We start from the raw sequence: 26,193 nt of genomic DNA on the forward strand, positions 1-26,193 counted from the left end.
GCAGACAGCAGAAGGAAGTTTCTACAAGTTGATGTTTTAATCTTTGAAAAAGAATAAATATTGTTAAACCATACGGTAAAATTTCCGTGAGTTGGGTGTAAGTTTTAGTAACCAATGAAACAGAATTAACTGTTGGAAAAGATTATGTTGGAAACTAGACAGTAGAATTATCAGGTTTCAGGCTTATCTCTTGTGGAGAGAACCTGCAATTGTGCAATTAATCATGAGGATGAACAACTATGGTTCGGATTCACGCAACGAGCGATCGCCAATTTTCCGGCGACGCAAATATATGGAACAGTCTCAAAAGCGCGATCGCCGCTAGTTCTGGTTTTCAACGCTGGTTGTTAGAGCGCGGTACTCAAGTACAAAAACTTCGCCTCGAAGAACAGGTACAGCGTTATTTACGCGAGACGCTAGAAACACTAGCGTATTGAACACAGTGAATCAATTATCAGTTATCAGTAACATTCATATATTAATTTTTTATTCATAGCGATCTGATAACTGGTTAATACTGAAGGTTTGCCAGTTAAAACTTGAGAAAATCTGGGAGATTTCCCTGTAAAATTTGAAGTTGAGGATGGGCAAGTGCAAGGCGATCGCGAAGCACAAGCTGTACCCAGCTTATCGCCATCAACTTCAACCTCCGATGTTGGATAATTTTGAATAATTTCTATTAACGTAATTTTTTTATCGTTACTTGCAGAAAGAATCAAAGCAGAACGCAAAGCTTGTCTGTTAGCCTTACTAGAAGGTGTGTAAATCACTTGAGAGATCTGGTCGAGGACTGCATTACCGACTCGACTGTTAAGTATTTTATCGAGAATTAATAAGTTAACTTTTACAGGTTCCGTCAAATACTTGCGAACTTTTTGGGGATCTTGCCCTGAAGAAGCCAGAGTAGATGAGAGTAACACACAGAAGCTGACAAAACAAATTGACGTGTAGTGTAGTGAAAATAATTGGTACATCGTTAGCCCAAATACATAATACACCCTGCTTTTTTTGACGCAATTTTAGTAAAATTAGTTGCAGCTTTTTTAACTAAGGATTTACCCAGAAATCAATTATCCTTTTTTTAGGGTGTCATCCCCATTCGGTTTATATAGCAATCCTATTTGAGAGCTAAACAAGGGAGACAAGGAAGAAAAGGAAGAGGTGTTTGTAAATCATTAGGCTTGCTATAGGGCGAAGCTATAAGCAACATCTTACAAGAAAACGTTGAATATTTTGTTATTTGGAAGCCCTCAAGATCTCAGACTGCTTTAGGAAGTTGGGAAGCTTGAGGGATCTCAAACACCAAGTCTCAGTAATGGTTCTCATTTAACCTTGCATACGCAGTTTGCCCGAGATGACTAAAAAAACTGTCATCAGTAGTTATATGGGACTTGAATTGTACAAAACTTAACGATAAAAATCCTTTCTTTTTCCAGGGAACCCAGCTGCCAAGGCATATGTCTTCGGCTATAGTTTTCCATAAGTTTCACAGCTAAAAAGCTTGTAAATAACCGGATTGAGTTGAAAGGACGAAGTATGAAGGATGAAGTATGAAGTGCGAACAACTTTTTCATTTTTTATCCATGACACTTAAGCCTTCAGTTAAACCTAATTTTGTACATTTAAAACCACAAATCAAGATGACACACCAGGGATTTAAAATTCCGCAATCAAAAAACTTTCACATTCGCGCTTTACCAGTAGGATTCAGTGCTTTGTTAGCAGTTACTGGTGGACTTATGCTTCTAGAAAAAGAGGTAAATGCAGGAGAAGTTCCTCAAAAAGTGAATGCGACCATGACGACAGCACAAGTCCCTGTTGGCGCAAACACTCTTTACGTTAATCCAGAAACAGGTCAAGATAGTTCTGATGCTGGGAGTTCAGAAGCAAAGGCTTACAAAACCATCACCTATGCTCTCAAGCAAGCCAAACCAGGTACAGTTATTCAACTCGCTCCCGGTACCTACAGTCAAGAAAGTGGAGAAGTCTTTCCACTCGCCATCGGACAGGGTGTAACCCTACGCGGAGACGAATCTACTAAAGGTCAAGGAATATTAATTGTAGGTAGTGGTAATTTTATCAGTCCCACGTTTGCACGTCAGAATATAGCAATCCTTGCCCAAAACGAGAGTGCGATCGGTGGAGTTACAGTGACCAATCCAGAAAACCGTGGTACTGGAGTTTGGATTGAAACATCCAATGCAGTAGTCAGTAACTCTACTTTTACCAACAGCGTGCGTGAGGGCGTTTTTGTTACAGGTAAAGCCAATCCAAAAATTGAAAATAACGTTTTTATTCAAAATAAAGGCAATGGAGTTTCTGTAGCTAAATCTGCCCAAGGAGAGGTTCGCAATAACTTATTTCAGAATACCGGTTTTGGTGTTGCAGTGAGCGATTTAGCATCACCTTTAATTACTGATAACCAGATTATTCAAAATAATGGTGGTGTCGTAGTTAACGGATCTTCTAAACCAGTACTTCGCAGTAACGTTATTCAAGATAACCGAGATCACGGTCTAGTTGTCATTCAAAATGCACAACCAGATTTAGGAACAGCAGAAAATCCCGGTAAGAATATAATCCGTAACAACGGTCAAAAGGATATTAAAAAGTTCTTTGACGTACTTAATGCCACCACAAGCAACACGATCGTTGCCGTTGGTAATGATATTGACGTCAAGCGAATTTCTGGTAAAGTTGAGTTTGTCGCAGCCACAGTTGAAGCACCATCGAGTGGTGGTATCGCAACAACTTTCAGAGATGTGCCTGCAGGTTATTGGGCAAAAACATATATTGAAGCACTAGCCGCTAAGAATATTATTGCTGGGTTCCCCGATGGTTCGTTTAAACCCAATGAACCAGTTACTCGCGCCCAATTTGCTGCCATTATTAGTAAAGCATTTGCACCAAGCCCCAAACGTGAAACCTCTAGTTTCAATGATGTAAGCCGCAATTTTTGGGCTTACCAAGTGATTCAATCTGCGTACCAAGGTGGTTTTGTATCTGGCTATCCTGACAAGAGTTTTAAACCAGAACAACAAATTCCGCGAGTGCAAGCACTCGTGTCCTTAGCAAGTGGGTTGGGGCTATCTGCAGATAGCCAAAATGTGTTATCTGTCTACAGTGATGCATCCCAGATTCCCAACTATGCTACAAGCTCCGTAGCAGCAGCAACTACAAAACAACTTGTGGTTAATTACCCTTCCGTAAAGCAACTCAACCCCAACCGTCAAGCAACTAGAGCAGAGGTAGCAGCTTTTGTTTACCAAGCACTCGTTAGTAGAGGTAGCCTCCAAGCAATACCTTCTCCATATCTGGTTAGAACTCCTTAGGAAAGGTTAACGAGCGGTAGCGAACTACTAACTACCTACCAACTTAAAAAGTGCCAGAACTAGCAGTTTGTCAGTTCTGGCACTTGGTGTTTGTTATGTTTTCTTAAAAACAGGGTCTTTAAAACTTTGATTGACCCCTTTGTGACTGTCTGTTTATATTCAGGGTCTTTATATAGGCTGACCCCGTTTAATTAAATACTAGTGTCTCAGAATTTTTTCGATTTCCAGATTTCCTAATATTTTTTTAATTATTTCTGTCTTTTTATTGTCTAATGTATATAATTGTTAAGCCCTATGTGAAATAGTTTATATACGTCAAGACCCAAAAAGAGGAAAAAAGGTCAAAACTTAATACTCATAATGGTTATAAAGTGTACCCCTACTTTTGACGGCGTTGTTCCCAGCGCCAAAGAAAAAACATCAAGGTAACTATTCCTATTTGAAGTGCTAAATTAGGCAAAGCGCTTTCAACATCCCGTCCAGCTAATAACTGTGCTAGAAAGACGAACATACCAATAAAACCAGAAGCAGCACAAGCAGTGTAAATAAACATTCGCAACCCTCGGTAGGGCGCTGCAGCTTCTGCTTTTAGGCGGGCGTATTGCTCGGCTTTCATGCGATTTTTACTATTGGGGTCTACCATGATGTAAATACTGTTATAATCTTGTATTATGTACGCCGATGTGGCTCAGCGGTAGAGCAGCTGATTCGTAATCAGCAGGTCACGGGTTCAAATCCCGTCATCGGCTTTAGGGGCCGCTAAATTCCCAACTTATTTAAGGATACAGCCAGTCAACGAGTGTGGATATCGTTGACTGGCTGTATCTATTTCCTCTGATTTTCCCGAAGTCTTTATTCCCTCAGTTGCAGCCGCTTTATCAGACAACCCTCACACTAAATTCTTTGATGGTAAAAACCGAGGCTACGTTCGTTGTTCCCTCACACAAAATACTTGGCAAGCAGACTACCGGGTTGTTTCTACAATTCGAGAACAAAATACAACAATTAGTACCTTAACAACTTTTGTTGTTCAGAACGGGCAATTAGGGGCTGAACGTGCTTAAAGTCTTCATTTGGAGCTGGTGGGCATTGCCCACCCAACCGCTCAATGATTTAACTGCTTGAGAATTATGCGATTGCGCCCCTCTGCTTTTGCTTGGTAAAGAGCCTTATCTGCTACCATAATTAAGGTTGTTGGAGACACTTCAAACTTGGGAACAGTCATGGCTACTCCTACACTTAGGGTAATGAAGTGGCTGACTGTGGATTCAAGGTGCTCAATTTCAAGTTCTCTAACACCTGCTTGCATGGCAGCAGCAACGTGAACTGCACGAGTTACATGGGTGTTAGGCATAATCACGGCAAATTCTTCACCACCGTAACGCGCTACCAAATCCTGATTTTTCTCAACTGTACGACTTAGGACATTTGCAACTTTTTGCAAACAAATGTCTCCAGCAATGTGACCGTACTTATCGTTGTAAAGTTTAAAATAATCTATATCACACAATATCAAAGATAACGGCAATTGTTCCTCTACCGAGTTCAACCACTGAGCGTTTAAATATTGGTCAAAACGACGGCGATTTGCAACTCCAGTTAACCCATCAACATTAGCAAGTTCTTGTAAAGCTTGGGTCACTGCCTCTAACTGTTTGTAAAGTTGTGCTTGTTGTAACAGCCTTTTAACTCGTTGGCGCAGCACTGCCCAATTAATTGGTTTGGTTACATAATCGCTTGCTCCTGCCTCAAAAGCCCGGTCTACTGATTCCGAATCTTCTAAACCTGTAATCATTAAAATAGGAATGCGATCGCACAATCTTGAAATCGTACTATTCCCAAAAGAGAATCCTGGCATAGAATGAACAAGACTCGAAGCAAAAAGAGTTCTGGACAACTGAGTTAATTGCTTGCAACAACTAAAGCCATCCATCACTGGCATAACAGCATCTAACAAAATGAGGTCTGGTTTGACGGCTGTGAATGTCTCCAGACACTGTTTGCCGTTAGAAACATCGACCACACGATAGCCTTCTGTTTCCATCACTTCACGTAACAGCATCCGAATGGTCTTATCATCGTCAGCAACAAGAATCAAAGGGGGGTCGTTGGAGATAGAAAATTGGCTTATGCCCGACATGAGTTGCATTCCATAAAGCATTTTATAAAATAGACAACACGGTTGTGGCAGGATGGTCATTACACTCTACCGCTCCACCGTGCTTTGACTGGCAAACTGAAGATGCTTCTTTTATAATTCCCATACTCTGATGTCCAATTACTAAGCTCTCAAGCTTTTATTTTCCCGTAATGGACTAGTCAGGATATTCGCGAGAGGATGCCTGCAGAATGTAAAATTACAGTAAACCTTACAACATTAGCTTATATGCCAGACTCATTAATGTATAGTCAAGATTATTTTGTGGTTTTAGAAACAAATCAACCAGAGCAATTTTTGACTGCGCTAGAATTACTTGAAAAGCTAAAAAATGTTTTACACAATATTAAAATTGAAGATTTAACGCCCGATCTGCGAGCCTTAAATTCATCTGAAGAGCGGGCAAAATATTTAATAGATACAAGCTGTGAACTAGATGTTGGGCAAGGTCAATACTTACAATGGTATGCTGTTAGATTGGAAAAATGATTTTTGAGAGTTGATAGTAGTTAGTTGTTAACAACTAACTACTATCAACTAACCACTAACCCTTTGAATTGACAACTAAAGACAACTCAATTTGATTTGAATCTGGTTGTGTGACTGTAACTTCCACACCAGGGCCAAAATAATTGGTCATTTTTTCCTGCTTTTTTTGCCAGATATCAATTGGCACCGAAGGTGAATTAAATTCCAAAATGAGGGCATAAGCTCCATTAATTTCTGTTTCTCTCAGTCCTGATATTTCCGGTCTATCTTCATCTGAAGAACCAAGACCCAAAAATTCTAAAGATTTATCGAAATGAGCATCTTGACCGTAGCAATATCGAGTCAAGTCTTTGCGAATTTTAGTTTGAGTAGAAGTGGCTTGTTGCTCTCGTAATGCCAATACTTCTGGTGTTGTCGGTTGACTAAAAGGCACAGGTGAAATTTCGTTAGCTTTGAGAGCTAGTCCTCCTAAAAGAAGAGGAATCCCATAAAAAAAGCCGACTAGATTGAGTGTGGCATTGTCTGCGGCATAAGCCACAAAGCCGATTATTGTTAAAACCCCACCGACAGTTAACCCAAGCGTTCCCAAAGAAAATTGGCGTAACATGATTTCCGTATAGTACAAATTCCTAGTATTTCTTTTGTACTACTATTTAGTCGCTATTCACAAGCAAAATAACTATAAAATCTCACGCAATGACCCAAGATGTTTTGCCTGAGTCTGGGAAACCTTCATGAGATGGTTTAAAAGTTTGCGTTTTTACGCTAAGTTTAAAAGTAAGAATATTGTTTTAAGATAAAAATACAACGATGGATGCACAAACACTTAAAGAAAGGGTAGCCCTAGTCAGCGCTAAACGCGAGTATCTGCTAAATCTTTTGGAAAAACCCAATCTGGGAACTTTAAGAGTAGATGTCAATCAAGCGCTAGAAGAAATGGATGATCTAATTGATGAGTTTAGACGCACGTTTCCCGATACAGAAATAATTTGAGGACTGTAGGTCGCCAAAAGCAAATTCGGCGTCAATAGGAATTGTCAAGCTGCAATTCTACTGACGCACTCAAGTAATAACATTTTGTTCTAACCCAAGTCCAATTGAGTTGCCGATCTCCCAAGTTACGCATACGGCATCATTTAACCGGCTACTGAGTGGTTTTCAGATTTCATACCTAATTGTCTTACTAAAGCAATCAATTCTGTTGTAGGTACGTCTTTTTTACAGAAAGCATCCAGGCTACCAATTTCTTTGGTATCTTGAAGCTTGACATCCTCAACAGAGGAGTAAGCAATGATTTGGGTATTTGGGGCAATAGCTTTAATCTGACGAGATGCATCCCAACCATCCATAATTGGCATTTGTAAATCTAGAACGATCACATCCGGGTGAGTACGTTCAACCAATTCTATGGCTTCTTGACCATTGCTAGCTAAACCCACTACTTGGATATTTTCTTGGCAAGAAAACGCTAATTTCAAGGTTAAGCGAGTTAATTCGTGGTCATCGACCACGATAACTCTTAAGGTAGAAGACTCACAGGACAACATTAACATCCTACGGAACTAGAGATAATATTAGGATAACTTTTATAGTTTATGAGAACAGGCGGCTGAACTCACTCTATCCAATGGTTGAATAATTTCTCAGTTCCAATGATATGTATAGTAATATCTCAAAAAAGAGAGTTCTACCGGGAACAATAAGCAGTTAACTATCAAAATATTGTGAGCTAATTGTCAAGTTGGGATGAAATTTTCTTCGTATTCGTACTTACAGTATTTGGAGTACTTGCGTTGATGCTTGAAGCCATATTCATAAGAATTTTTTGCGAACTAGCATCCGGACAATCTTCAGCAGGGTGTCTTTGGATATAGCTACCATCTTGTTGTAATTCCCAAGCTTGACGATTATCTGCAAGCATAATTCCCAAAATTTCCTGCAAATCTTTAGCAATATCTGGATCTAAGATAGGAGTAATGACTTCTACTCTGCGGTCTAAGTTACGAGGCATCCAGTCGGCACTACCAATATAAATCTCTTCCTGTCCATTATTGTAGAAATAATATACGCGAGAGTGTTCGAGAAAACGGCCTACAATACTGATTACGCGAATATTTTCACTAATATCTTTCAAACCAGGACGCAAACAGCACATACCTCTGACAATTAAGTCAATTTGTACGCCTGCACGAGATGCTTGGTATAATACCGAAATGATTTCAGGATCGACAAGAGAGTTCATCTTAGCAACAATGCGCCCGCTCAGACCGTTCTGAACGTTTTCAATTTCTCGATGAACCAAAGAAATAAAGCGATCGCGCATATTCACGGGAGCCACCAACAGCAGTCGGTAAGACTTTTGCCGAGAGTATCCTGTCAAAAAATTAAAAACATCTGTAACATCAGCGCCTAAATCCTCATTACAGCTAAATAATCCCAAGTCTGTATACAGTCGTGCTGTTTTTGGATTATAGTTACCAGTTCCAATATGTACGTAGCGACGAATGCGATCTTGTTCGCGCCGCACGACCATAACAGTTTTGCAGTGAGTCTTCAAACCTACCAAACCATAAACAACGTGAACTCCAACACTTTCCAGACGCTTTGCCCACTTAATATTGTTCTCTTCATCAAATCGCGCCTTAAGTTCTACCAGTACAGAAACTTGCTTGCCATTTTCAGCAGCAGCAATTAAGGCATTGAGGATAGGCGAGTCAAAAGATGTCCGATAGAGAGTCATCTTAATTGCCAACACATTGGGGTCATATGCCGCACTAGTAATAAACCGCACAACGGTTGATGAAAAGGATTGATATGGATGATGTACGAGCAAATCCTTTTCTTGAATAACTGAAAAAAAATCTTTTCCTTCCTCTAGTTCTCGCAGGTTGGAGTTTATAATTGGCTCCTTAATCCGTTGCAAGCGGAGAGGAACTACAGACTTCCACGGTAAATCTTTCAGTTCTGGGACTGGGATTGACATAAAGAACATTAAATCTTTTAGCCCCATCAAACCGTCAACTTGATAGACATCGTTTTCCGTTAATTCCAAATCCTCTAGCAATCTTTTTCTGACTGATTCAGGAGTCTGAGAGTGTATTTCTAACCTTAAAGGAGAACCCCCAACACGTCGCTTTCTCAGCTCGTGTTCAATGGCAAGTAATAAATCATCAGCTTCATCTTCTTCCAATTCCAAATCTGCATCACGAGTGATGCGAAACATATGATATTCCTGAATGTTCATTCCAGGAAATAAAGACTCTAAATTGTGAGCAATTGCTTGTTCTAGGGGTACACCAGTCCAAATAGCAGGTTTTTCTGAATCTTGAACTCCCAATTCAAGTGGCAAAGGCAAAAATCTCGGTAAAACAGTAGGGACTTTAACTCTAGCAAACAACTCCTCTTCTGTTTCCGGATTTTTAAGCACAACAGCCAGATTGAGGCTGAGATTGGAGATATAAGGGAAAGGATGACTCGGATCGACAGCCAAAGGAGTGACAACGGGAAAAATTTGTTCTTCGTAGTACTTGTCTAAATAATTTTTTTGCCTTTCCGAGAGATTTATGTAATCTAAAATATGGATTCCGTGTTCGACCAACTGGGGTCGCAAGCTTTTTTCAAAATGTTCGTGTTGCTGAGCAATTAATGGACGTAAAGCCATACTAATCTCCTCAAGCTGCTGTTGAGGTGTACGACCATCAAAAGTCACCAAGCTAATTTTTGCCTCTACTTGTTCCTTAAGTGCAGCAACGCGCACCATAAAGAACTCATCCAAATTAGAGCTAAAGATTGCCAGAAACTTTAGACGTTCTATAAGAGGCGTGCGTGGGTCACAGGCTTCATGTAACACCCTTTTATTAAACTCCAGCCAGCTTAACTCCCGGTTAAGGTAGTATTGTGAATCTCTGAGATTGATTTGATGAGCGGTCTTCTTAGATTTTGCCATAATGACCTAGTACCACGTAGTATATCCAAGTTAGGAGCCTGGATATTAAACAATAGTAGAGGAAAAGCGGTAATCTCTTCTATCTAGCGGTCAAGAAAAAACACACTATTTACCGATCGCCACTCGTTGTTTAATAGGAATTTCAATCAAAAATTCTGTCCCTTGTCCCGGTTGAGAGATGCACTCTAACTTACCGCCATGCTTTTCCACAACAATTTGATAACAAATTGATAACCCCAAACCAGTTCCTTTGCCAACTGGTTTGGTTGTAAAGAAAGGATCGAACAATCGGTTTTTCACATCTGGGGACATTCCCGGTCCGTTGTCTTTAATGCGGATCGTGACATGAGAATTCTGTTCGAGACGTGTCTGGATAGTAATGAGACTGAAGTATTTTTCATTCTTCAGTTGTAACCATTCCGCTTCCTGCTGGCGCAAAGCATCAACGGCATTTGCCAAAATATTCATAAAAACTTGATTTAATTGTCCTGCATAGCATTCTATTGGCGGTAATTTATCATATTCTTTGAGAACTTCAATTTCTGATTGTGCTGATTTTTCTTTTAAAGAATTTTGTAAAATCAGTAAAGTACTTTCAATTCCTTCATGAATATCAACAGGTTTCATCTCGGCTTCATCCAAACGAGAGAAATTGCGTAAAGTCAGAACAATTTCACGAATGCGTTGTGCTCCTACTTTCATTGAATTGAGAGTTTTCGGTACATCTTCTTGCAAAAAATCTAAATCAATATCAGCAATAAACTTAAGAATATCTAGAGTTGAATTGGGATATTCCTGTTGGTAAAGTTGGACTAATTTTAATAAATCTTGAGTATAATTTTCAAGATGAACTAAATTTCCATAAATAAAATTTACAGGGTTATTGATTTCATGGGCAACACCGGCAACAAGTTGACCGAGACTGGACATTTTTTCAGATTGAATTAATTGCGATTGTGTATTTTGTAATTCTTTGAGGGTTTGTTCTAATTCAGTGGCTTGCTGTCTTAAGGTGGCTTCCGAATGCCGTAACGTGTCTTCAGCAAGTTTGCGATCGCTAATATCTCGTAAAAAGACAATATATTCTTGATTTTGGTGATTGGTGCGTTGCGAAACAGTGGCTTCCACGATTCGATGGGGAGAATTTTTTAGGCTATGTTCGCTAGTACTTTGCCAAGAAGCAGGGAGATTATCCAAATCAGAGAGAAATTCATCTAGATAACGCCCTATTAGTTGATTGACGATCGTTCCTAATAAAGTTTCAGCCGCAGGATTAGCTTGAGTAATAACACCATTTCGATCTAAGACAAGAACCGTATCGGGAACAGTATCGAGAGCCGTGATAAATCGTCTTTCTGCTACTTCACGGGCTTCAGCAATGGATGCAATTTGTGGTAATGTCGTCCAGCAAGCAATAGCAACTGCAATAAAAGCAACTGTTGCCAGTAAAACAATTAATAAATTAGTACTCTCTGTGTAAAAAGTTTTATCGAGATGAGTACTGATGAACCAACCAATTGTGGTACCACTACAGGTTAGTAACAGTAAGATAATGACTTGAACGGCAACAAAATCCTTGAAAAAAGCAGTAGGTTGACTGTTGTTACGCAAAGCCCACCAGCGCGGGTGGAAAGGCGCAAGTCTAATGCGACGGATTGCAGTATCAAAAACTAAAATAATGATGGGTAATAACAATCCGATGAGAAAATCTTGCCAACTCCAAGCCAAGCCCCCAACCGTTAGGACGATCGCTTCTAAAATAAAAAACAATAGCGATAACCAAGCCCATCGTACTTCTGGTCTATCCCGACACAGCCACAACCCCAGATGAAATGCCGTAATGGATGCTAGGTAACCCGTATTTGTAATCACGACAATTCTGGTGAAATCTCCCCAAACTAAATTCAAGACACTGCATAAAAAAGTAAATACCAATGCAGGAGCCAAAACACCTCTTTTTGAAACAACAGCAAATACAGGTGATATGTGTCCGTCAAGAGAGAGTTGGTACAAAATTCGGGGTAAGATGCAAACAGCGCTAGCGGAAGCGAGAAGGCTTGAAAAAGTTATGAGCAGCGTGACTAAAATAGAAGCAAACTGACCCCAAAATGGCTGGGATACTGCTAAAAGGCTCAAATAGGCGTTGTCTTGTTCTGTGACTGTTGTTGGCTGAGCTAGTATCCAATTGCATCCTAAAAAGATGAGTGGCATGAGCCAAGAAGCAAACGTCAAAAACCGTAAAGTGTCTTTGGGGGATTCGCTGTCAGCAACAAACGAAGCTGTCGTTTCACAGCTGTAGATATTCCAAGTTGCAATGAAATACCACTTTGCCCAGTCAACAAATTGTACAGACGTACTCCCTTTCGTCTCTATAACGTGAAGAAAACTGGAACTGCCATCTGAGAGAGACAACCACCACAAACCTTGCAAGCAAAAAGCAAGTAGAGACACGATTGAAGGCACAACTAAAAACAAATGCAATATTGCTAAAGCACGAGTACCACTGAAGGCAACCACAAAAACAACGCAGGTGAAACCAATTTTCAGCGCCATTTCCGGACACGCGATTCCAAATGGTTCGAGATTTACCTTTATCAAGTCAGTCAGCATAATCGCGTACACCACTGGAACTGATACCCATCCTACAAAGTATCCCAGTGCTACATACCGACCTAACCCTGAATAGTTCTTAAGTAACCGTGCTGCGTAGTTAGGTGTTCCTCCTGACATATCTTTCCAATACTTACCCAAACGCTGCACTTGCAAGTTCAGTAGAATGCCTACAATCACACCAGGCAGACAGAGGATTATTGCATTTGCTCCAAGTGCTGTACACAAACCGGGTGCTACACTAATCCATCCAATGTGAGAAGTCAGACCAAAGCTCCAAGTTTCAAAGACACTCAGACTTCGGGGAAGTTGGTATGACAATTTATTGTTGTTTGCACCCACAATTGGCTGAGTATGCATTGTACATAACTTGATTGTAATAGTTAAATCATTGAAATAACCTATTTTTTCATTTTTAAATAACCGTACAAATGCTGAAAATATGACTTTTTCTTATTGTTCAATAATTTTCCTCAGTAAAAATCCGGGAAATCAAAATTTCTAACTAATTTTAAGAATTGAATCAGTGTTTTTACGTGACTTTAATAAAAGTCTTACCTAACAATACTTGTGAAGAAGTTTGGGTTTGAGTTACTCTGTAAAATTACGCATCTTTATTTTAAATTTATGATTTTATCTATTTTATACAGTGTTTGTCACTATTTCTATTCAAAAACAAAATACGTTGAATTACTATTGACATTACAGAGTTTGTATTTTAGATTTTTTTTATATTCACTATGTAACTGTAATTTCACTGTGTTCGGATAACACTGAGTCATCAAGATCTTTGATTCAACCCAATAGAGTTTTTTGGAAATAATTATGCAATTGTTGATTCAAAACAGTTAGCAGAAATTGACTTGACACTGTCAAGTTGTACTCCAATTTCAATAAATACTGCTCGGCTTAATTGATTGGGTTAAAGCACCAAATCCTCATGAACAAAAGTCAAGAGAACAGATACATCATGGAAAAATTTGAAGTTAATACTACAGCTAAAGGGACTGGAATAATTACAACCTCAAAAGTGAGGAAAGGTGAAGTCTTCCATAGAATAACAAACTATAAAATCGTGAAAAAACCTACCTATACAAGCGTCCAAATTGATGTAGAGGCACACATTGAAGAGCCAATCCTGGGCAAGCTCAATCACTCTTGCAATCCCAATCTGATTGTAAACACTAAAACTTTGGAATGTGTCGCAGCAAGAGATATTGAACCTTATGAAGAAGTCAACTTTTTCTATCCCAGTACGGAGTGGGAGATGGATCAACCTTTTATCTGTATGTGCGGTTCGCCACAGTGTATGGGAATTGTAGCAGGAGCCAAGTATCTTTCGTTAAATATTCTAAGTTTGCAATTTATCAATCACCACATTCGCCACAAAGCTTTGAGTTGCTTGGAAGCAAAAGTGTTTAAGAATGATGTCTTTGTTGAAACAAGAAATAGTTTGAAGGTTGAAACAGATACCTTGTCTCTCTCTGTTACAAAAGCTTAAGACAACCGCACAAGTCATCCGTGTTTTTTATCAATTCAAGGAGTTTAAGCATCATGATTAACACGCTGAATCAACCCGCAACAACTATCACTATTGAAAGGGATGAAGTTTGTAAAACTATTGCTGAAGAATATACATCGCTGACTTTTAAAAAACTCCTTGAAGAAGCCACAAGTGGCGAAGCTCTTCTACGGCTTATGGGTCGATTTTTTCAATACTCCGCTGCTTTTGCACCGTGTCAAACTTGTTTGGCTGGATATATTGCTGTTCGCAAAGATTTATTCAACACCTCTAATGAAGTCGGAGTGTTTGCCGATCGAAGTGTTGAAATAGGAGCAGGTATGTTTTTTGGTGCAATTGATGAGTTTGGCGATCGCGAAGCACCTGAACCGCATACCCATCGAGCTTTAGCTCTAGCAACACTCAAAGGTATGGCACAATTTTTCGACTATGATATGTTAGCTCTTAGCAGACTTATATATCAACACGAACCTACCAATGATGCGATCGGTAAGGTTCATCGTAGTGGCGGTATTAACATGGTTGTGGATGAAGCACATCTGTTTCGTGCGATTGGCTTTCATTTGGGAACTGAAGTCTTGGGAGAAGATGAAAACCGTGTTTTAGAAGAGTTTTTTCGCACAAAGCGTCCCGAGCTAACGAGATATTTACAAGAAACAAAAGTGGAGATTGATGGCAAAGTAATTCCGGCTTACTACTGGTTCAGCCGCCACATTGTTGCAGAAGCAGAGCATTTTGATGCCGGAATACAATCTGCTAACCAAGCTCTTCAGTACTATACGGGTTCGGAAGACAAGCAACAAGTCAAGCGTTGGATTCTTGAAGGAGTGCGAGAGATTGCCGTACAGATGTCAGAGTTCATGGCAGAAGTTTCAAAGAACTAGGAACATTCAATTCCCTAGCCAAAGGTCGTACCATTCCAGCCCCACATTGCAGCCCTAGAATCAGCAAACTCTATGTATATTCGATTTTGAGGCACACCCAATGCTCGATCGATTTCCTGGCAAAAATCTTGACTCATTTCCTTAGTTTGTTGTGGCAGCATTGTTCCGATACTCTTTATTTCTACGTAACAAACGGGATCGGTTGTTCCACCAAAAGTCATAGGAATTTCGGTTTCAAAAGCTGTCATGACATAGGATTCTGGTTTACCTGTATGTTTCGCTAACTTAGCTGATAAATTTTTGAGCAGAGTTTCAATTTCAGCTTTTGGGGGAGTTGATACAGAAGTTTGAACTTTGATAAGCGGCATAGGTAAATTTTGGATGCGTGGATTTTGGATTGGGAATTGCTTAATTCTATGAATGTCGAAATAAATGGCTGTGTTCGGGATGATATAAACGAGAACGTCCTGTTGTTTGCGATAAGGCAGGGCTGATGACGTAAAGGGTAGTACGGATAAGTTTTTCTTTATGAGTACACTCTGCCATTTGATTGAGGGGTACAACCACAATTCTCTCATCAGACCATCCCAAACGATAGCAAATGGCCACGGGTGTTTCTACTGAATAGTGTTCTAGTAACTTGGCTTGGGCTTGTTCAACATGACGCGCACTTAGGTACAGGCAAAGGCTCGCTTGATGGGCGGCGAGAGTTGCAAGTTCTTCTGTCGCAGGCACTTCTGTACGTCCGCTGATACGCGTCAGTATAATTGTTTGGACTAAACCGGGAACCGTCAGTTCTAATTTGAGTTTGGCGGCGGCTGCTTGAAAAGCGCTGATACCCGGTATGACTTCAAAAGGAATGTTTGCTTCTGCCAAAAGATTCATTTGTTCGTGAATTGCGCTGTAGAGACTGGGATCGCCGGAATGAAGTCGCACGACAGATTTTTGCGATCGCACCCGTTCTACCATAATTGGTAAAATTTCTTCTAAAGTTTTATTTGCAGTGCGAATAATCTCGGCATCATCTCGACAAAGTTGTAGCATTTGTTGCGGTACTAAAGAATCTGCAAATAAGATGGCATCAGCGGATGAAAGCAATTTTTGTGCTTTAACCGTGAGCAATTCAGGATCTCCAGGACCCGCGCCTACAATATACACTGCTGGTTCTACGGGCATAAGTTTTTTTTCTTCCTTAAAAAGGATAGTAGATTCACGCATAAACAAGCACGCGATCGAGTTTCTAAAAAAAATCTTGGCATTTTTCCGTAGCTTTCCGGATGTACCCCCCTAGCTTAGAAGAATGTATTGGTAGATGCACCCTGGTTAAGCCCTAGAGAATACTCTGGGGCATTTTTTATTTTTGGTCACAGGTCAGGCGTAACGACATCTGGTAGACGCCGTTTAGCTATGTAAAGCCAAGCTAACCCAGCTAACCCAAAAATAATTCCAAGCAGACTGACGATTTGTGCGATTCGCAATGGACCGAACATCAAACTATCCGTCCGAAGACCTTCTATCCAAAAACGCCCCAAACTATATCCTGCTAAATAAACCAAAGATAGCGTACCGATTTTTAGAGAAGGTTTGCCTGATAAACTCCGAAAAAACAATGTTATCAGTAAAGCGAATACTGCTAAATCCCATAAAGATTCATATAAGAAGGTAGGATGGAAGTATTTAAATTCGGCTAATTCTGGAGGACGGCGTTCTGCTGGAATGTAGAGTTTCCAAGGCAGATTGGTAGGGCTGCCAAAAGCTTCTGAGTTAAAGAAATTTCCCCAACGTCCAATGGCCTGACCGAGAATCAATGAAGGAGCAACTAAATCTGCTAATTGCCAAAAAGGTACTCGCTTGAGTTTGGCAAAGATTAACGCTGCTATGACACCACCAATAATGGCTCCATGAATGGCAATACCCCCTTGCCAAATGGCAATGATGCGTTCTGGATGCTGAGCGTACTCCGACCACTCGAACAAAACGTAGTATAATCTTGCGGCAGGAATTGCCCCAAGTACCAACCAGATTGATAAATCGCTAAGCAAATCGGGATTGACATCGCGACGCTTTGCCAAGTACTGAGAAAGGCTAACGCCAATCAAAACGGCTGAAGCAATCAAAAAGCCATACCAACGGATAACCAGTGGTCCTATCTTTACTAGAATGGGGCCTGGTGAAGTAAATTGAAATGCCAAGGGTAAAGTGAAAAAGTCCGGTATCATACAAAAGTACATAAAAGGCAAGAGAATAAAAGTGTGGTTTGAAAAGAGTTGTTGTTGAAACCTGCAGGCATAGAAATGCTTTTTGATTTTATATTTAATTTAAAATGCAGGCATAGAAAACTTCTGGGCAACCCACAGCGTAGATTTTAAGTTGCCGTGGGTTCATGAAGGTACACAAGCAATTAAAAATTCAAAATTCAAAATATGTCAGATATAATCACCTCATCAACGTTGAGGCAGCTGCCATCGTGATTGCCATCTATCCCGGAAGCTTCGACCCTGTTACTCTAGGACATCTTGACATTATCCAACGCGGTTGTCGGTTGTTTGAACGGGTTGTTGTCGCTGTATTGCGGAATCCTAACAAAACCCCTTTGTTTACCGTCCAAAAACGCTTGGAACAGATTCGTCTTGCAACACAACATTTAACTAACGTCGAAGTCGATGCTTTTGATGGTCTGACCGTCAAATATGCCCAAATGCGGGAAGCGCAAGTCCTTCTTCGGGGTTTGAGAGCCATTTCCGACTTTGAGGTAGAGCTTCAGATGGCTCATACTAATAAAACCCTTTCTCACCAAATAGAAACAGTTTTTCTAGCAACATCTAATGAGTATAGTTTTTTAAGTAGTAGTGTTGTAAAAGAGATTGCTAGGTTTGGCGGCTCTATAAATCATCTTGTTCCCCCGCACGTTGCCCTTGATATTTACCAATGCTACGCCCAAAACAACCAAATATCGACCCAAATCACAACGGAGGCAATCCCCTCTCGGAAGAGTACCCCAATGGAATCTCCTACGACGGAGATACTACGCCAACAGGAAGCGTAGATCTTCAGCAGGAACTTAACCGCCTCGAAGAAATGATTCTTTCAGGTTTTAATATTCCGCTAACGCGATGCACGTTGGTGGATGAGGACAAGTTGCTCGACAGGCTCGATTTCATTAGGCTTTCTTTGCCTGAAGCTTTTCAGGAAGCAGCTAATGTCCTTCAAGAAAAGGAAGAAATCCTCCTACAGGCAGAAGAATACGGACAACAAATTGTTGACGCTGCCCAAGCCAAAAGAGCGCAAATTTTGGATGAAAGCGACATTTTGCGACAAGCAGAACGAGAAGCCCAACAACTGCGGCAACAAGTACAACAAGAGTGTGAGGCGATGATGCAAGAGACGCTTGCGGAAATCGATCGCAAACGACGCGCTTGTCAGCAAGAAATTGAGGAAATGCGACGGGCTGCAGTTGCAGAAGCTGAAGCGATCGAACAAGGTGCTGACGAGTACGCTGATAACGTTTTAGAAAATATCGAGCAGCAACTTCAAGAAATGTTACGAATTATTCGCAACGGACGCCAACAACTTTATCCAGATAATAAATCAAATCAACGCAATTCTCTCCCTCCTAAAAAGAAATAGTGCTGGGAGGATATGCCGTAGCACCAAGACCAACCAACAAATTGCTAGTGTTAAAGTAGCTGGCGGAAAAATATTTAGGTCAACTCTTGCAACCAGTTTCAGTTTCAAGAGAGGGAGATTATGTTAACTCGATTAAAAGTTTCTGGATTTAAGAATTTAGTAGATGTCGATGTTCGTTTCGGACCATTTACTTGTGTAGCAGGTGCTAATGGCGTTGGTAAATCTAATTTATTTGATGCTATTCGGTTTTTGAGTGCAATAGCTGATTGTCCTTTGATTGAAGCTGCTTTATCAGTACGCGATGAAGGAGGTAAAACAGCCGATGTACGTAGCTTATTTCATCGCGTTGGTGATGAATATGTGAATGAAATGTCCTTTGAGGCAGAAATGATTGTGCCTTATGAAGGGATCGACGATTTAGGACAAAGGGCAGAAGCTAGTATTACGTTTCTTCGCTACACTATTATACTTGCCTATCGAACAGATGATAGTCTTCGTTCTTTTGGATCGTTAGAAATCTTGAGAGAAGAGTTAGTTCATATTAACCTTAGTGATGCCAAAAAAAATTTACTGTTTCCTCATAATATTGAATGGCGTAAATCTGCTATTAAGGGCAGACGAACTTCATCCTTTATTTCAACTGAAGATGACAAAGGTAAAACTGTCATTAAGTTACATCAAGATGGTATTAAAGGGAAACCGTTACATCGATTAGCAATGAACTTGCCTCGAACTGTACTTTCTGTTGCCAATGCTGCTGAAAGCCCAACAGTATTGTTAGCAATTTGATGAAATCGCAATACGAAATGCCGCAGGAAATCCTCGTGGGAATCAGCCATTACAATTACCACTTATTGCAACACTTGAACAACTACCTAATCCAAAAGACATTCTTCATAAACTTTTGTACGAAGCTAGTGGATTGACAGGTCGGAGACTAAAGCAATTTTCAGTTCACGAACGCGTTTACCGACTAGCAGAACTTATAAATGATTTTTCTCCCTTAAGAGCTTTACCCGCTTTTCAAATATTGGAAGCTGAGATTGCACAAGTTATCCAAGAACAAGGTTGGTAATTTCAATCAATATAACTAACAATAGGTGTATATAGATTACTTAAATGTCTACTACATACGCTCCTCTCATCTCCCCTTATTAACCCTCTCCTAAGAAATCACAAGGTTTCTTACATCCATGAGGGACGATTGCCTCCGGCACGCTTTGCGAACGCTACCTAACAGCTTCTGTCACTCTAGGAAAAGAAAAATAAGAGCCAAATTTTTTACTCTAGACAGGGCGAGCATTTGAGCGTTTATTTTCTAACAAAATGTCTGAAATCAAGATTTTTGGGACAAACTCTTACGCTGTGAGTATTCTAGATTATTCTCTCGCGAAAGTGATAAAAGAGGGTTAAGCTACGCTCTTGTAGCGGTTCGGGAGAAAAGAAAGCCCGCAGGCGCGGGCTTTCTTTTGGAACCTTAGAATTTTATTCCAATGGCAATTTATCTAGTACAAATCTTCATCCTCATCTTCGTCATCATTGCCGTAATCGTCGTCTTCTTCCACGAGGTCATCTTCAGGATCGATCGCAGTTGCATTTGTCAGCAACAAATCATCGTCATCCAAAATGTCCTTATCGGGAGTCCGTCTGAATCCATCTCCTCCTAACGTGGATGGAGGTTCGAGTTGATACGCACGGGCTGTGCGATCGTCCAAAACCATATCGAGTGGATCGTCAACTTCATCCAAGACTCCACTACTCATATCAGTAGAGTAGTCCTCAATTGTACCTGTTTCCTCATAAGCATTGAACCCAGTACCGGCAGGAATCAGACGTCCGATAATCACGTTTTCTTTCAAACCTCGCAGCCAGTCAGATTTACCTTCAATGGCTGCTTCGGTCAAGACCCTTGTTGTTTCTTGGAAGGATGCAGCTGAAATAAAGCTGTCGGTGTTCAAAGATGCTTTGGTGATACCTAGCAACACGGGCGTATACTGTGCTCTTGCACCGCCAGTAATTGCCATAGCTTCGTTGACCTGCTCGATTTGGCGCAATTCCACCAATTCTCCAGGAAGCATTGTCGTATCTCCACCATCATCTACCCGTACTTTGGATGTCATCTGGCGGACAATCACTTCAATGTGTTTGTCAGCAATATCAATACCTTGGGATTGATAAACCGACTGCACTTCGTTCACTAAGAACGTCTGCACTTTTTGCAAGGCGAGACTTGCACAAGCATAAATTCCATCCTCAGAACCGAGATTAAAGAAAATTTCTAGAATTTCGTGAGGATTTGATGGACCGTCAGTAATTGCTTGTCCCGCAGCGACTGTTTGTCCATCTGAGAGAATCAAGTTTTGTCCGGGTCCAATTGGATAATCTGTGACAACACCATTGGACTCAATGATTTTAACAGCGATCGCTTCATCGCCATCACCGTAAACTACCTTGAGTTCTCCAGAACGACGTGCTAAAACACACGCTTCTTTTGGTTTGCGAGCTTCCAGAAGTTCCTCAATCCTCGGCAAACCTTGGATGATGTCTCCAGTTTTAGCTCGTTCAAACACCAACAGCACCAAGTTATCACCGCGCTGTACCAATCCACCGTCATCCACCTGCAACACCGCACCAGCACTGACTCGGTAAGGACGACCAACACGGATAGTCACAGTATAGGAAGTAGGAGCTGCAAGGGAGGCTTCGCCTGCTGTTGCTGCTGCTTCATCTGCCGCTACTTTCTTCACCTGTATAACTTGTCCGGATTCTTCAGCAAAGACTCCAGGAGCAATTTCTGCACCTTCGACGATTAAATCACCGGGTTTTACTTTTGGCACAGTGGTGATGTTATTAATTTTCACCAAATCGCTGTGACGCAGGATCAAACAACGGCGAACGGTTTCCGTTCCTTTTTGTACGCCCCGCACCATACCACCTTCTTTACATAAGATTTGGGTACGTGCAACGACAGCTCCCTGGGCGATGGTTTGTCCATCTTCTACCTCCAGCGCTGTCGTGGTACTACCTTGGGTAGCATCAGCCGTGATGTCGCGACGGATAACTAAGGATTCCAGAATGACCAATTGCAAGCGCTGAATCTCTGGATTGTCGGGATCGTTCAGTAATTCAATATCTGCTGCAAGGGGGGAGGCGTTATGGTCTTGTTCTCCTTCGGTCTCGATTTCCAACACGAGTTGAGTGCGGAGTAATTCTACACCTTCCACGGTCTTGACGCGCTCGGAGTCTTTGTAAGGCAAACGCTGTACGGCTCGCAGTTGAATGGAACGCCCTGTTTGCTGGCTCACTGATGTAGTCGCTGGCACATCTGGGTTGTCTGGTACGGGGAACTCAACAACCGGACGGCTTAAAAGTGCTGGTCCTTCTGGTGATTCTACGTACTCGATATACCGCAACTCGTTCTTCACCTGTCCTAGTAATTCCTCACCAGGTTGAACGAAAGTACCGTCTTTACCCATGACTGCTTCTGGGTCGTCTACCATGAGAAATTCTCCTGGTTTGATGACAACTTCCCTCAAGATGTCATTTTTCTGGGTCACTTCTATCACACCGCTGTTTTGGCAGAAGATGTCTTTCACAACTTCCGTACCAGCTTCTACAAACTGACCGTCTTCCACCATTAGCAAGGAGATATCTTTGTTCACCTCGTGGGTTTCTTCAGGAATCCACAGCAAAGTACCGCCCTGTACGACTTCGTAACCTTGCTTCGCCTTACCCTTTTTCTGAACTTCGACACCCGCGTACTTCAGCAAGCCACCAGTCCTGGTGTGATAGCGATCGTCAATTAACTCCGCTACTACTTGACCGTTTTGAACTTTAGTTCCTGGGGTGGCTCGCAGGTGAAATTCCTGGTTATTGCCAGTTTTCACTAAATAGTTGTTACGACCTTGGCTGGTTTGAGCGGTGACTGTTGCGTTATCTAACACCACCGAAGCAGTGATAATCTCAATTTCCCGCGTTCCCTTACCAGGGGTTGCTTCGGGTAACCGCACCACACCACCGTGCAATGTGGTTAACTTGGTTTCTCCTAAAACCCCATTGCTTTCTATAGTGTCGCCGTTGTTGACAACCAGCTCCGCACCAGGAGGTAAGTTATAAACTTCGCCTGACAGAATCCAAACCAAACCACCTCTTGCGGCTGTTGTAGTGGTATTACCTTGACGGTCGGTTTTTTGTTCTGGAACAACGTCAGCGAACTTCACTTCTCCAGCCAAGTCAGAAGCCACATCTTTCACCGCTTTTTCTGTGTTTGCACGAGTTGTGCGTCCACCAAGAGCGACTTCTGCTAGCAATTGACCTTTCTTAACTTTCTGTCCATCAACTACGTACAGAGTTGAACCTTGGGTAACAGCGATGTCTGTAGAGGAGGCGTTTTCCTTCTGGTCCCCAGTTGCTATTTCCAAAGAAATGTTGCCATTCATTTCTACATACTGGGCGTCTTCTCCGTGGCGGGTGCGGTAGGGTCTGAGACGCAATTTCTTGGAGTAGCGAACAGTACCTTCGCTTTCAGCACGGACTTGTTTTGCAACTTCACCTGAGAATACACCACCTGTGTGGAATGTACGCATTGTCAGCTGAGTACCCGGTTCACCGATACTCTGTGCTGCAATAATACCTACAGCTTCACCCAAATCGACCCATTCTCCATGAGCCAAACTCCAGCCATAGCAGTGTTGGCAAACAGATCTTGCTGCTTCACAGGTGAGTGGCGATCGCACCATAACTTCGGTAATGCCAGATTTTTCTATCTTCTTCGCCAATTCTTCAGAAATAGAAGTATTCCGGGTCGCAATGACTTCACCTGTGGTGGGATGGATAACATCCTCGTTTAGAACCCGTCCAAACAAGCGTGTTGACAGGGAAATTAAGGTTTTACCACCTTCTTTCATCGCCACCAGAGGAATTCCTCTAGTAGTACCGCAATCAATTTCCCGAATAATCACATCCTGAGATACGTCCACCAGACGGCGGGTAAGATAACCAGAGTCCGCCGTCCGCAGTGCTGTATCTACCAGTCCTTTTCTCGCACCGTAAGAAGAAATAATGTATTCTGTTACGGTCAGCCCTTCACGGAAATTTGTTTTAATAGGCTGGTCAATAATTTCCCCTTGAGGATCAGCCATCAATCCCCGCATTCCCACCAATTGGCGCACCTGGGAAATATTACCCCGTGCTCCAGAGAATGCCATCATGTATACAGAGTTGAGGGGGTTTGTTTTCTTAAAGTAGTTGACGACTTCATCTTTAAGCGCTTCACTCGTACCGTTCCAAGTATCAATTACTTTTTGGAACCGTTCTACTTCCGTAATTTCACCCCGTTGATAGCGTTCTTCAGTGGCTCGAATTTCTGCTTCTGCAGCTTCCAAAAGTTCTTTTTTAGAAGGTGGAACCATCAAATCATCAACACTAATGGAAACCCCTGCTTTTGTTGCATAGCGGAAACCCAAATCCTTTAATTTGTCCGCCATCATTGCCGTCCGCGCCGTACCGTAGTTAATGAAAGCCCAAGAAATCAGGTTTCTCAGTTGACCCTTGTCAACTACGCGGTTCCGGAAAATCATTTTTTCTGTCATAGTCAATGAATTATGAATTATGAATTATGAATTATGAATTATGAAGTTTGAATTTATGAAGTTTGAATTATGAATTCAGGTTTTATCATTCATAATTTTTTCATCATTCAGCATTCATAATTCATCATTTTCTTAGCTTGCCAGTGCTTCTTGAATCGCTTTATTGTAAATAACGCGACCTGGAGTTGTCCGAATATACTGAGAAATCATCTCACCTTGAGCATCTTCTCGGACGCGGCGGAACTTATACATTAACGTGCGAGTTCCATCTTCGTTCGTTGTCACTTCTACTGGTTCTGTATCTGCTTCACCAGACTCTACTTCGCCATCAAACCTTACATAGATATAAGCGTGCAGTTCCACTTGCTTCTGGTCGTAAGCCATAATGACATCATCTAAAGAAGCAAAGTAGCGTCCTGCGCCTTTTTTGGCGTTGGGATTTTCTGCTGTTAAGTAATACGCTCCCAAAACCATGTCTTGGCTGGGTGTAATAATTGGCTTACCAGTCGCTGGTGACAAAACGTTATTAGATGCCAACATCAGTAGCCGCGCTTCTGCTTGAGATTCCAAAGACAATGGTACGTGTACCGCCATTTGGTCACCATCAAAGTCAGCATTAAACGCCGGACACACAAGTGGGTGCAATTGAATCGCCCTTCCTTCCACCAAAATTGGTTCAAACGCTTGGATACCCAAACGGTGTAGTGTTGGCGCACGGTTAAGCAAGACGGGGTGTCCTTCAATCACTTCTTCCAAAACATCCCAAACGCTGGGATCGGAACGAGAAATTAGCTTTTTCGCAGCTTTGATGTTATTCACCATACCGCTCTTAATCAGTCGATGGATAACAAACGGTTGGAATAACTCAATTGCCATTTCTCTAGGCAAACCGCACTGGTGAATGTGGAGTTTTGGTCCTACCACAATGACCGAACGTCCGGAGTAGTCAACCCGTTTACCCAACAAGTTTTGACGGAAACGACCTTGCTTACCTTCAATAATGTCGGATAGAGATTTTAGCGGTCTGTTATTTGCTCCAACAACGGTGCGTCCCCGACGACCGTTATCAATCAAAGCATCCACTGCTTCTTGCAGCATTCGCTTTTCGTTCCGAACAATAATTTCTGGAGCTAAAATTTCCTGCAAACGAGCGAGACGGTTGTTGCGGTTGATAACTCGACGATAAAGGTCGTTCAAGTCGCTGGTTGCAAATCGTCCACCATCAAGCTGTACCATTGGGCGCAAGTCTGGAGGGATCACGGGGATCACCGTCATGACCATCCATTCTGGTTTAGAACCAGTTGCAATAAAGTTGTCAATAACCCTTAAGCGCTTAATTAACTTTGCTCGCTTTTGTCCTTTAGCTGTAGTAATTTCTTCTCGCAAAGATTCCGCTTCTTGCTCTAAGTTAATATCCGCAAGCAACCGCAAAAGCGCTTCCGCACCAATACCTACCTCTACCCCAGAGAGGGTAGAATCTTCAGCATAAATTTGGTCTTCTATTTCCAACCACTGGTCTTCACTTAGAAGTTGTTTGTAACTTAAAGTTTCTGCATTCCCTTGATTGAGAACAACGTAGGAGTTGAAATAAACAATTTGTTCTACATCCCGCAAAGGCATATCTAGCAGGATAGCGATATAGCTGGGAATCCCTTTAAGATACCAAACGTGAGCGACTGGAGCAGCGAGCTTAATATAGCCCATGCGGTGGCGGCGCACGCGAGATTCAGTAACTTCTACACCGCAACGTTCGCACACGATTCCACGGTGACGGACTCTCTTATATTTTCCGCAGTGACATTCCCAATCTTTCGCCGGACCAAAAATTCGCTCGCAGAACAAGCCATCCATCTCTGGCTTTAAAGTCCGGTAATTTATTGTCTCTGGCTTGGTCACTTCACCTACGACTTGACCGTTAGGTAGAGTTCTTTCACCCCAAGCTCGAATCCGTTCGGGGGAAGCCAACCCAATTTTAACATAGTCAAACTGATTGTTTTGTGCTGCTCTCATTTGAATGATGAATTATAAATTATG

General features: G+C 41.6%; 22 protein-coding genes, 1 tRNA gene and 1 pseudogene. 12 read left to right on the top strand and 12 right to left on the bottom strand.

Features of this window, described 5'->3' with window-relative positions; genetic code table 11:
* Nucleotides 1-239: 239 nt before the first annotated feature.
* Nucleotides 240-437: a hypothetical protein gene (locus HC643_RS27890; protein WP_038087791.1), complete on the top strand. Its 198-nt coding sequence runs from the start codon at nt 240-242 to the stop codon at nt 435-437.
* A 24-nt stretch (nt 438-461) separates the two neighbouring features.
* Here the strand turns inward: HC643_RS27890 and HC643_RS27895 are convergent, their stop codons facing one another.
* Complete coding sequence (locus HC643_RS27895) at nt 462-920, bottom strand: alpha/beta hydrolase (protein WP_237265955.1); 459 nt, start codon at nt 918-920, stop codon at nt 462-464.
* A gap of 720 nt (nt 921-1,640) precedes the next feature.
* Here HC643_RS27895 and HC643_RS27900 point away from each other — a divergent pair.
* Nucleotides 1,641-3,332 carry a DUF1565 domain-containing protein gene (locus HC643_RS27900; RefSeq protein ID WP_038087788.1) on the top strand — a complete coding sequence of 564 codons (1,692 nt, stop codon included), beginning with the start codon at nt 1,641-1,643 and terminating at the stop codon, nt 3,330-3,332.
* A gap of 379 nt (nt 3,333-3,711) precedes the next feature.
* On the opposite strand, the gene HC643_RS27905 is transcribed toward HC643_RS27900, so the two are convergent.
* Nucleotides 3,712-3,975 carry a DUF3493 domain-containing protein gene (locus HC643_RS27905; protein WP_038087864.1) on the bottom strand — a complete coding sequence of 88 codons (264 nt, stop codon included), beginning with the start codon at nt 3,973-3,975 and terminating at the stop codon, nt 3,712-3,714.
* Nucleotides 3,976-4,009: 34 nt separating this feature from the next.
* Here HC643_RS27905 and HC643_RS27910 point away from each other — a divergent pair.
* Both HC643_RS27910 and HC643_RS41610 read left to right on the top strand, forming a co-directional pair.
* Nucleotides 4,010-4,081 (top strand) — tRNA-Thr (locus tag HC643_RS27910).
* A gap of 66 nt (nt 4,082-4,147) precedes the next feature.
* A pseudogene (locus HC643_RS41610) lies at nt 4,148-4,396 on the top strand (alkaline phosphatase); the annotation flags it as partial.
* Between the two features lie 41 nt (nt 4,397-4,437).
* Here the strand turns inward: HC643_RS41610 and HC643_RS27920 are convergent.
* On the bottom strand, nt 4,438-5,472 hold the full coding sequence (locus HC643_RS27920) for a GGDEF domain-containing response regulator (protein ID WP_038087861.1): 1,035 nt from the start codon (nt 5,470-5,472) through the stop codon (nt 4,438-4,440).
* 246 nt (nt 5,473-5,718) lie between these two features.
* Here HC643_RS27920 and HC643_RS27925 point away from each other — a divergent pair, with 246 nt between their 5' ends.
* Complete coding sequence (locus tag HC643_RS27925) at nt 5,719-5,979, top strand: CRR7 family NDH-1 assembly protein (RefSeq protein WP_038087786.1); 261 nt, start codon at nt 5,719-5,721, stop codon at nt 5,977-5,979.
* Nucleotides 5,980-6,034: 55 nt separating this feature from the next.
* Here the strand turns inward: HC643_RS27925 and HC643_RS27930 are convergent, their stop codons facing one another.
* Nucleotides 6,035-6,586 carry a DUF2854 domain-containing protein gene (locus HC643_RS27930; RefSeq protein WP_038087784.1) on the bottom strand — a complete coding sequence of 184 codons (552 nt, stop codon included), beginning with the start codon at nt 6,584-6,586 and terminating at the stop codon, nt 6,035-6,037.
* Between the two features lie 203 nt (nt 6,587-6,789).
* Here HC643_RS27930 and HC643_RS27935 point away from each other — a divergent pair, with 203 nt between their 5' ends.
* Nucleotides 6,790-6,972: an SGNH/GDSL hydrolase family protein gene (locus HC643_RS27935; RefSeq protein WP_038087781.1), complete on the top strand. Its 183-nt coding sequence runs from the start codon at nt 6,790-6,792 to the stop codon at nt 6,970-6,972.
* A gap of 143 nt (nt 6,973-7,115) precedes the next feature.
* Here HC643_RS27935 and HC643_RS27940 read toward each other — a convergent pair whose 3' ends face one another.
* From HC643_RS27940 to HC643_RS27950, 3 genes are all read right to left on the bottom strand, one after another.
* Nucleotides 7,116-7,532 (bottom strand): response regulator, encoded by a 417-nt coding sequence (locus tag HC643_RS27940; RefSeq protein ID WP_038087778.1) that lies wholly within the window; start codon nt 7,530-7,532, stop codon nt 7,116-7,118.
* Nucleotides 7,533-7,708: 176 nt separating this feature from the next.
* The gene (ppk1, locus tag HC643_RS27945) at nt 7,709-9,925 is read right to left on the bottom strand and encodes a polyphosphate kinase 1 (protein ID WP_038087775.1); all 2,217 of its coding nucleotides are present in this window, start codon (nt 9,923-9,925) and stop codon (nt 7,709-7,711) included.
* A gap of 105 nt (nt 9,926-10,030) precedes the next feature.
* The gene (locus HC643_RS27950; protein ID WP_038087771.1) at nt 10,031-12,895 is read right to left on the bottom strand and encodes an ATP-binding protein; all 2,865 of its coding nucleotides are present in this window, start codon (nt 12,893-12,895) and stop codon (nt 10,031-10,033) included.
* Nucleotides 12,896-13,475: 580 nt separating this feature from the next.
* Between HC643_RS27950 and HC643_RS27955 the strand changes: the two genes are divergently transcribed.
* On the top strand, nt 13,476-14,036 hold the full coding sequence (locus HC643_RS27955) for an SET domain-containing protein-lysine N-methyltransferase (protein ID WP_137986592.1): 561 nt from the start codon (nt 13,476-13,478) through the stop codon (nt 14,034-14,036).
* Between the two features lie 53 nt (nt 14,037-14,089).
* Complete coding sequence (locus HC643_RS27960) at nt 14,090-14,941, top strand: hypothetical protein (RefSeq protein WP_038087767.1); 852 nt, start codon at nt 14,090-14,092, stop codon at nt 14,939-14,941.
* Nucleotides 14,942-14,955: 14 nt separating this feature from the next.
* Here the strand turns inward: HC643_RS27960 and HC643_RS27965 are convergent, their stop codons facing one another.
* The 3 genes from HC643_RS27965 to lgt all read right to left on the bottom strand — a co-directional run bounded on the left by HC643_RS27965 (nt 14,956) and on the right by lgt (nt 17,160).
* Nucleotides 14,956-15,309, bottom strand: coding sequence for a phenylpyruvate tautomerase MIF-related protein (locus tag HC643_RS27965; protein ID WP_038087765.1), 354 nt, complete (start codon nt 15,307-15,309; stop codon nt 14,956-14,958).
* Nucleotides 15,310-15,355: 46 nt separating this feature from the next.
* Nucleotides 15,356-16,159, bottom strand: a complete 804-nt coding sequence (cobM, locus tag HC643_RS27970; protein ID WP_038087760.1) for a precorrin-4 C(11)-methyltransferase — start codon at nt 16,157-16,159, stop codon at nt 15,356-15,358.
* Between the two features lie 146 nt (nt 16,160-16,305).
* On the bottom strand, nt 16,306-17,160 hold the full coding sequence (gene lgt, locus HC643_RS27975) for a prolipoprotein diacylglyceryl transferase (RefSeq protein WP_038087857.1): 855 nt from the start codon (nt 17,158-17,160) through the stop codon (nt 16,306-16,308).
* 248 nt (nt 17,161-17,408) lie between these two features.
* Here lgt and coaD point away from each other — a divergent pair, with 248 nt between their 5' ends.
* The 4 genes from coaD (at nt 17,409) to HC643_RS40915 (ending at nt 19,643) form a co-directional block, all read left to right on the top strand.
* Entirely contained in the window at nt 17,409-17,987 is a 579-nt protein-coding gene (gene coaD / locus HC643_RS27980) for a pantetheine-phosphate adenylyltransferase (protein WP_038087854.1), read from the top strand.
* Complete coding sequence (locus HC643_RS27985; RefSeq protein WP_137986591.1) at nt 17,870-18,568, top strand: ATP synthase subunit B family protein; 699 nt, start codon at nt 17,870-17,872, stop codon at nt 18,566-18,568. Before coaD ends, HC643_RS27985 begins: the two co-directional genes overlap by 118 nt.
* 120 nt (nt 18,569-18,688) lie before the next feature.
* Complete coding sequence (locus tag HC643_RS27990) at nt 18,689-19,357, top strand: AAA family ATPase (RefSeq protein WP_237265956.1); 669 nt, start codon at nt 18,689-18,691, stop codon at nt 19,355-19,357.
* Between the two features lie 115 nt (nt 19,358-19,472).
* Complete coding sequence (locus HC643_RS40915) at nt 19,473-19,643, top strand: hypothetical protein (RefSeq protein WP_202048665.1); 171 nt, start codon at nt 19,473-19,475, stop codon at nt 19,641-19,643.
* Between the two features lie 430 nt (nt 19,644-20,073).
* On the opposite strand, the gene HC643_RS28000 is transcribed toward HC643_RS40915, so the two are convergent.
* Both HC643_RS28000 and HC643_RS28005 read right to left on the bottom strand, forming a co-directional pair.
* Nucleotides 20,074-24,159, bottom strand: a complete 4,086-nt coding sequence (locus HC643_RS28000; protein WP_038087754.1) for a DNA-directed RNA polymerase subunit beta'' — start codon at nt 24,157-24,159, stop codon at nt 20,074-20,076.
* 132 nt (nt 24,160-24,291) lie between these two features.
* Nucleotides 24,292-26,169, bottom strand: coding sequence for a DNA-directed RNA polymerase subunit gamma (locus HC643_RS28005; RefSeq protein WP_038087750.1), 1,878 nt, complete (start codon nt 26,167-26,169; stop codon nt 24,292-24,294).
* Nucleotides 26,170-26,193 lie beyond the last annotated feature (24 nt).

This window comes from Tolypothrix bouteillei VB521301 (genome assembly GCF_000760695.4).
GTDB lineage: Bacteria > Cyanobacteriota > Cyanobacteriia > Cyanobacteriales > Nostocaceae > Scytonema > Scytonema bouteillei_A.

Excerpts from the sequence above, each read along its gene's own strand:
- HC643_RS27890 (WP_038087791.1), top strand. The coding sequence starts at position 240 with ATGGTTCGGATTCACGCAACGAGCGATCGCCAATTTTCCGGCGACGCA.
- HC643_RS27900 (WP_038087788.1), top strand. The coding sequence starts at position 1,641 with ATGACACACCAGGGATTTAAAATTCCGCAATCAAAAAACTTTCACATT.
- HC643_RS27905 (WP_038087864.1), bottom strand. The coding sequence starts at position 3,975 with ATGGTAGACCCCAATAGTAAAAATCGCATGAAAGCCGAGCAATACGCC.
- HC643_RS27920 (WP_038087861.1), bottom strand. The coding sequence starts at position 5,472 with ATGTCGGGCATAAGCCAATTTTCTATCTCCAACGACCCCCCTTTGATT.
- HC643_RS27925 (WP_038087786.1), top strand. The coding sequence starts at position 5,719 with ATGCCAGACTCATTAATGTATAGTCAAGATTATTTTGTGGTTTTAGAA.
- HC643_RS27930 (WP_038087784.1), bottom strand. The coding sequence starts at position 6,586 with ATGTTACGCCAATTTTCTTTGGGAACGCTTGGGTTAACTGTCGGTGGG.
- HC643_RS27935 (WP_038087781.1), top strand. The coding sequence starts at position 6,790 with ATGGATGCACAAACACTTAAAGAAAGGGTAGCCCTAGTCAGCGCTAAA.
- HC643_RS27940 (WP_038087778.1), bottom strand. The coding sequence starts at position 7,532 with ATGTTAATGTTGTCCTGTGAGTCTTCTACCTTAAGAGTTATCGTGGTC.
- ppk1 (WP_038087775.1), bottom strand. The coding sequence starts at position 9,925 with ATGGCAAAATCTAAGAAGACCGCTCATCAAATCAATCTCAGAGATTCA.
- HC643_RS27950 (WP_038087771.1), bottom strand. The coding sequence starts at position 12,895 with ATGCATACTCAGCCAATTGTGGGTGCAAACAACAATAAATTGTCATAC.
- HC643_RS27955 (WP_137986592.1), top strand. The coding sequence starts at position 13,476 with ATGAACAAAAGTCAAGAGAACAGATACATCATGGAAAAATTTGAAGTT.
- HC643_RS27960 (WP_038087767.1), top strand. The coding sequence starts at position 14,090 with ATGATTAACACGCTGAATCAACCCGCAACAACTATCACTATTGAAAGG.
- HC643_RS27965 (WP_038087765.1), bottom strand. The coding sequence starts at position 15,309 with ATGCCGCTTATCAAAGTTCAAACTTCTGTATCAACTCCCCCAAAAGCT.
- cobM (WP_038087760.1), bottom strand. The coding sequence starts at position 16,159 with ATGCGTGAATCTACTATCCTTTTTAAGGAAGAAAAAAAACTTATGCCC.
- lgt (WP_038087857.1), bottom strand. The coding sequence starts at position 17,160 with ATGATACCGGACTTTTTCACTTTACCCTTGGCATTTCAATTTACTTCA.
- HC643_RS27985 (WP_137986591.1), top strand. The coding sequence starts at position 17,870 with ATGCTACGCCCAAAACAACCAAATATCGACCCAAATCACAACGGAGGC.
- HC643_RS27990 (WP_237265956.1), top strand. The coding sequence starts at position 18,689 with ATGTTAACTCGATTAAAAGTTTCTGGATTTAAGAATTTAGTAGATGTC.
- HC643_RS28000 (WP_038087754.1), bottom strand. The coding sequence starts at position 24,159 with ATGACAGAAAAAATGATTTTCCGGAACCGCGTAGTTGACAAGGGTCAA.
- HC643_RS28005 (WP_038087750.1), bottom strand. The coding sequence starts at position 26,169 with ATGAGAGCAGCACAAAACAATCAGTTTGACTATGTTAAAATTGGGTTG.